3 protein-coding genes are annotated in these 6,935 nt (G+C 54.0%); all 3 read right to left on the bottom strand.

The genetic code is table 11. The features are described from left to right. Nucleotides 1-276: 276 nt before the first annotated feature. The 3 genes from DBY73_RS21110 to DBY73_RS21100 all read right to left on the bottom strand — a co-directional run bounded on the left by DBY73_RS21110 (nucleotide 277) and on the right by DBY73_RS21100 (nucleotide 6,840). Nucleotides 277-1,755 (bottom strand): hypothetical protein, encoded by a 1,479-nt coding sequence (locus DBY73_RS21110; RefSeq protein WP_112013158.1) that lies wholly within the window; start codon nucleotides 1,753-1,755, stop codon nucleotides 277-279. Further along, complete coding sequence (locus DBY73_RS21105; protein WP_112013157.1) at nucleotides 1,755-5,450, bottom strand: ACP S-malonyltransferase; 3,696 nt, start codon at nucleotides 5,448-5,450, stop codon at nucleotides 1,755-1,757. The genes DBY73_RS21110 and DBY73_RS21105 overlap by 1 nt, the downstream gene beginning before the upstream one ends. A 226-nt stretch (nucleotides 5,451-5,676) precedes the next feature. After that, entirely contained in the window at nucleotides 5,677-6,840 is a 1,164-nt protein-coding gene (locus tag DBY73_RS21100) for an MFS transporter (protein ID WP_112013156.1), read from the bottom strand. Between the last annotated feature and the right edge of the window lie 95 nt (nucleotides 6,841-6,935).

Genomic DNA, 6,935 nt, shown 5'->3' with positions numbered 1-6,935 from the left:
CGCTTTCCTCTTTCAGAGTCAACCCGTTATTTCAGGATTTTTTCTCTTCAACCGACCGGGCTGTTTGTGAAGTGATTCACATCTGCCGTGTCGATGGAGGCGCATTATAGGGAGTTCTCGCCGCGCCGCAACCGCTAAATGACAGAAAAATAACTGACTGCTGCATTCCACAGCAAAACCCCGCCTTATACCCGTTTACACACAGACTTATCCACAAAACAAACGAACCCGTCTTGCGGACGGGTTCTGATTTACTGTTTTGAAAGCAATGTCACCTTAGAAGACGACGTTACCGTAGGCCTTTTCTGCAGAACGATCGTGTCCGCGCATACGCAGCATCAGGTTGATCAATGCGTGATTGAGCATATAGAGCCTGCCATCAGCGCCATCTTTTACCTGCGTCAGGTTCGCAATCACCCAGCTGGTCGCAGATTGATCCCCATAGCACGTGGAAGGCTCAAACATTTTGCGCGCCTGCCCCGCCTCTCCCAGCATCGTCAGCGCATAGGCGAACGGATAAGGCCTGTTGATCTCATCCACGACGCATTTATCCATCGTGGCGAAGCTTTCGGCCAGTCGGCTGGTGAGCCGATCGGTAATGAGATCTTTCCTGCCGGTAATCAGCGCGGTCTCAAGGACATAAGAGCATGCGATGCCGTGCAGGAAATAGTTCTCCGAAGGATCGATGTTCGCCGCCGTCCCTGCCAGCGTTTCCACCAGCGCGTCGATGTGGGCCTGCTCCTGTTCGATCAGGCCAAGGTTATAGACCGCCATAATATAGTAGAGCCCCATATGGGTTTGCTCGACGGGCGTAAGCGCCTCAAGCAGATCCCGCGCCTGACGAAGACGATCCTGCCGGAAATGAAGCGCCTGGCGCTCCCCCGTCACCGCGATGGCGTTCAGCATCGTGAGCAGCGGATAGATTTTGACAAACGCAGGCGACATTGGCTGCGGGAACGACGGATTAATGCCAATCGTATCCGCCCGATCCAGATAATCCAGCGTATGAATAATCGCATCCCCCACCTCTTCTTTTAATACAGGCTCCAGGCCCATCACGCTAATCGCGCTAAACAACATGCTCCCACCGCGCCCGCGGAAGAACGGAGACGGAATGTTATTAAGAAGGCTTAGCGCGCTCTCGACGTGGTTCTGTCGGCGGGTAATAGATAAAGAGGACTTGCCGCAGCTGGCCAGCGCAAAGAAAACGGACGTATAGGCAGAGAGCTTTTCATAATCGCCATGCTTACCGCTGTTCTCATCATGAATGTCGTTCGACTTAATCTGATGGACGGTATTAAAAAGCAGGCCCGACAGATCCACGCTCTTCTCCAGTACATCAAACAGGTTGATGTTCAGCTTCGCCAGCGCGTCAATGGTGATGGTGTACTGCATAATCCGCCGATACGGATCGGCCTCGTTATTGATTAAGAAAAGCAGGTTAGAGATATAGTCCAGCCGAACCTGAGGCTCCAGCGTTTTGCCAGGCTGGATCAGCAGGCAGATGAAGTCACAGAGCAGGGATGAAAAGTGGGTATAGTTATTCTGCGACTCGGTTTTTACCTTGAGCTCGTCAAACGCGTCCTGTATCCAGCCGGAAAGCGTCTCGCAGAAGGGGATGGGATATTGGCCCAGCCCCAGGCCCCTCACAATCCGACTCCATGGCGTCGTGATAATGCGGTTCTCATTATTCAAACGCCCTAAGGCGCGGTTCAGATCGGACTCGAATGAAGGTACTTCGTAGTGTTGCAGCATTACATCGCCTCTTTAGCAAGGTGTTCAACGAACGGCACGCTCACGCCCAGGAACTGGTCGCGCTTGCCCTGTAAAATCTCTAATGCCCAGTTGAGCCATTTGATGCCTTCGCAGTAGATCGCCACCGGCCTGCGCTGGGTGCGAATACTGTCTTTAATCGTGCCGTCCAGTTCGGACGTAAAGTGGAAAGGCGGCATCGCGGTGAAATGCGTGCCCATCATGAAGACAAAGCGCACCAGCCAGTACGGATCGTCACGCAGCCATACCGAGTTCGGGTTATCGAGCTCGTAAACCGCCCCCATCACCTGGGCAAAATACGTCTCCAGCCCCGTAATCGTGGGGTCAGCCAGCGGGTTGCTGTTACTGTGTGCGCAATCGACAACCTGATACGCCCGCTGCCACGGATTGTCTGGCGTAAAGTGAATGTTAATGAGCGGGTTCTTCACCCCGTTCACGGTCATCTCAAGGGTGAACAGCTCGTTGTGGATCTCATCGTAATGGCCGATGGAGTTATGCCATGGCTTGTTGTCATACATGTAATCATCGCGGCACTCGGCGCCTTCGGTCTGAAAACCGATGGCGCGCGGATCGAGGAACCGAAGCTCAAGCGTCCCGGCGGTAATCGCCGCCATCGCGCGGGCAATGTCCTCCTCGCTTCGCTGTTCATCAATCAACGCTTGCACCGCCAGCAGAGGGGCAACGTTGCCAAGCTTAATGTTTTCGGTATTGGTATCGCCCATCACCAGCGAGTGATACCGCGGCTCCAGCATCCGCTGATATTCAGGGTGAGAACGGAAGATGTTCAGCAGAGGCTTAACGTTTAAATATTCGCATCCGTTGATCACGATCTTCTCGCTGTCCAGCAGCTCAGCGCTGAAGCATTGAGGCGCCGTTTGACGGCACAGCGCCAGCCGTTCTTCTATTTTCCTGAAGTAGGAGATCTCAAGGGTATTCCCAGCCGTCAAAACCCGATTCTGGCTATGAACGTTGTCGCGCAGGAAGGTGAAAATCACCTCATACAGCCGGGCGATAACGGATGGCGAAGGGTTATGACGCTGTATAAACTGGCTCACCTCCTCCCCTTCCACGAGGCTCATCTCGTAGATCACCTCTTTACAGGTGTCTTTCCCCACGCGCTCCTGGCTGGCTGGCGTCAGGATTTCGCGCTCCAGAACGGCATACACCTGAGGGAACCACGGCTTAACCTCCTCCGGCAGCGCGCGCAGATAATCCACCTGGCGCGCCGCTTTTGCGAACGGCGGCAGCATCACGCCGGTACCGCCGGGGTTCCATTTGGCTGCGGTAAGGGCCTCGCTCAGGATTTTGCGCACGAAGATGGGTTTCTCAGGCGCGCGCTGGATAAACATCGTCATGGACTCACTGCCGCCCTGGCAGAACAGAACCGGCACTTCGTCCGCTTCTATATAAGCGTTGACCGTGCTGCACAGCAGGTTTCGCCGGATAGCGTAATCCGACACCTGAAGAAACTCGTCGGTCAGGCAAAGCTGGGCCTCGCGCTCGCGCTGCTCGAGGAGCACCGCAGGATTGCGGCGCCAAATATCCGCGGCAGAGGCGATGTGAATAATGTCCGACTGGTAAGGCGCGGTCGCCAGCGAAGCGCTGGTAAGCTCGCTGTCGAGGGTAATGACGGATAAATGGCAATCAAGCGCAGCCTGCACGCGCTGTTCGGGGAAATCGCCCAACAGCATCTTAAAGGTGTTCACTTCCAGGTCCCGGTTTGTCATCAGCGGCAGCCCGCTAATCGAAAGCACCGGTATGCTCGGGTCGACTAACCCGGCGGCAAAGGTTTTCACCACGGCCCAGGCTGAAATTTTACGGCCCAGAGAGGAGTAATAATCGCGGCAGAGCTGCACCGTACTCTCAAACGTTGCGGCACCGGAGATAACCATGCAGGCCAGCCAGCCGATAAAATCATGGGTGACCAGGCACGTATTTCCTTCCTGCACCAGCCCCGGACGGTGCACCTTCATCAGTTCGAACGAGAGGGTCTGCAAAATAATGCGGCGAATAACCTGCGTTTCAGGCTGCGCAATCACGCTACGGAGCTGCAGGAGCCTGCGCAGCGGCTCACCCTGGTTGCGCTCCGCTTCAATGTACTGGCAAATATCGGAATAGCCCGGTGCCGCCTCCAGATCCGACAGCGCGTTAAAGACATCGCTATTGCTCAAGGCATCCAGGCTGGACACGTAAAAAAGCGTTTTTTCCGCGTGGATAACGAACGGCGTTTTCTGATGACGCAGCACGCCCTTCTCGGTCAAAATGTTCAGGTCCGCGTAGGTCTGGTTCTTATCGCTTTCCGAACCATGAATATTGCGCCGCAGGCGGGCCATGATCACCCGCTCGCCGTGCTGAAGGTAATCCCTGAAGCGCCAGCTATTTTTGTAGATGCTCTCTACGCCGACGGAAAGTGCACCGGGCACCACAAGCTTAAGGGACGCGACCTGATGAATAGCCTCAACGATCTTCGGTGAAAATTGTGCCGCCAGCTCCGCATGTTGACGGGCGACCCTCAGCCAATGGTCAATGGCTCCGCACACCTGGCCCGCAGTACGTCCTCTGCGAATCATACCCAGCGCGTAGAGCGCATCGACGACGGGCGCATCCTCCGCTCCGGTAAAGGCAAATGCCGGCGTGTGAATATCATTATCGCGCAGCATCTGAACCGATTTGTTTCCCAGCCCCAGCTCGATAATGGCATCGGCGTTGTATTCGTCGGCCAGTTTTGCCGTAGAGGCCGAAAGCATCACCTCATCCACCAGGGCAACGATCGCCGCGCGGATCTCCTCTTTGCAGGTCAATACCGCTTCACGGTGGTTAGCAATCACTGGCGTATGCGGATCGCTAAAGAGAATATTCTGATCCTGAATGAACTGCTCCAGCCCCTGCTTTAGCGGCGCAAGCTGTTTCGAGTGGGTAAGAAACGCGGTCGGGTCCTTAAGCTTGCACACCTCAATGGCCGGGTGGTTTTTCATAAAGATGTCGAAACACGACTTGATGCTGCTTTTGACGTAAAGGTTGACCTGCGCGTGGCTGTAAATTTTGTGCAGCTCAATTTCGCTTTCAAGAAACTCGTCCTTCAGCGCGCTTAAGGCGTCATCCAGATCTTTCGTTCGCCCCCGAAGCGCCACCACGTAATACGGTTCGGGCACGACGCGATGGGCATTTACCGTGGGCGGAAAATACGACGAAATTGCCCGGCTAAACGGATCGCTATGCTCCTGCGAGGCCAGGAAAATATAGGGAGTGAAAAAGTTAGCAATCTTCACCGCATCGGCCACGCTTAGCGCCCCGCTGGCCGCCGCGGAACTGATCATGCCAAAACTTTCGCCCGTCCAGGCGCTAATGTGTAAATCCAGACCCTGCGCTTCTGCCTGTGCCCGAAGCTGGGCCGCCAGCGCCAGATTATGAACAACAAAACTGGCCCCAATAAAGCCCTGCCGTTCCATCGCCTTCGCTGGCAAGGTTTCCTCAGTAATGATCATTTTTTCGGGACAATCACCGTATCCCATCGCCAGGGCCGCATCGCGGTAGATCTGTAAAATGTCCTGATTTCCGGCGCGTAATAATTCATCGCCAATATTCTGATAAGCAACCCGGCTGCCTAAACCGGGGAAAAATCCAACGATATTACATCTATTTGCTGCTTTATCATTTCCTGTTTTTAAATATTTCATATTGAGTCTCATTAACATTTGTATTTATGGAAGGCGTGACGACTCCTCTGAAATAAATCAGAGGCACGCAATTAAATAAAAAGTGTTTTAGAACTAGTAAAACAACGGGTATATATTTGTCGTTCGGATAATGCTGATAAGAGTCATTAACTCTTACCAGCACTTTTATTCAGAGGATGTTAATAAGTACGTATATCATCGCGAGAGTCGATATTGGGGAGAGAGCTTATCCCTGCACGCGGCTGGCTTTCAGCCCAACATTAAGGCTGCCGATGATCACGACGGCCAGTGCGGCCAGGCTCAACGCCGCGCCCACCCAAAGTGGAGAGACAAAACCGTAGCCTTTATCCAGCGCCATGCCGCCCAGCCAGGCGCCCAATGCGTTACCGATATTGAAAGCGGCAATGTTGGTTCCGGAAGCCACCGTTGGCGCATCGCTGGCATACTTCATCATGCGGAGCTGCAGGCCTGGGGCAGTAGCAAGCCCAACCGTTCCCATCAGCAGCAGCAGAACAATGGTCATGATTTGGCTATGCGCAAACGTTGCGAATGCCGCCATCACTATCGTCAACATCAGCAGGATGGTGCCGAGAGATTTATTCAGCGATTTATCTGCCGCTTTACCACCGAAAATATTGCCGACAAACGTCCCAATACCGAACAGCACCAGCAGCCACGGTACGGTCTGCGCGGCGAAGCCAGAGACCTGGGTCAGCGTAAAGGCAATGTAGGTGAAACCACCGATGACGCCACCGAAGGAGAGCACGCTCAGCAGGGCCGAGATCCACACCTGAGGGCGGTTAAACACGGCAAATTCACGGCTAAGATTAGTGTCCTGGTGCGCAGGCATGGGTGGAATAAGCGCTCTGATCCCCAGCATTGTCACCACGCCGATGACCGCCAGCGCCCAGAAGGTCGTGCGCCAGCCCAGCTCCAGGCCGACAAAGGTTCCCAGCGGAACGCCGACAATATTCGACACCGTGAGGCCCGCGAACATTAAGGAAATCGCCGCCCCTTTTTTGTCGTTAGCGACCATATCGGAAGCCACCACCGCGCCAACGCTAAAGAAAGCGCCGTGGCACAGCGCCGCCACAATTCGGCCAAACAGCAGCGTTTCATAGCTGACCGAGAGTGCCGAAATAAGGTTGCCGACAATAAACAGCCCCGTCAGCAGCAGCAGCGTTAATCGACGCTCCATACGAATCATGACGGCCGTTAACAGAATTGCCCCAACGGCAACGCTGATGGCATATCCCGAAACGAGATAGCCTGCGACCTGTTCTGTTATGGAAAATTCAGCGGCTATTTGAGGTAATAATCCAACGATTCCAAATTCTGTTAGACCAATTCCAAATGCGCCAAGTGCTAAGGCAAGAAGACCCGTTGGCATTTTCATCTCCTGTCATCTTTTTTGATTTACCATTTACGAATAAGCAACATAAATGGAATATGTGGTTAGTTTGTTCTTAAATATAATAAGGCGCG

This window comes from Enterobacter sp. RIT418, from assembly GCF_003057745.1.
In the GTDB taxonomy this organism is placed as follows: domain Bacteria; phylum Pseudomonadota; class Gammaproteobacteria; order Enterobacterales; family Enterobacteriaceae; genus Enterobacter.
Note: the sequence above shows the minus strand (reverse complement) of the source record. Positions and strands in the feature narration are given on the sequence as shown.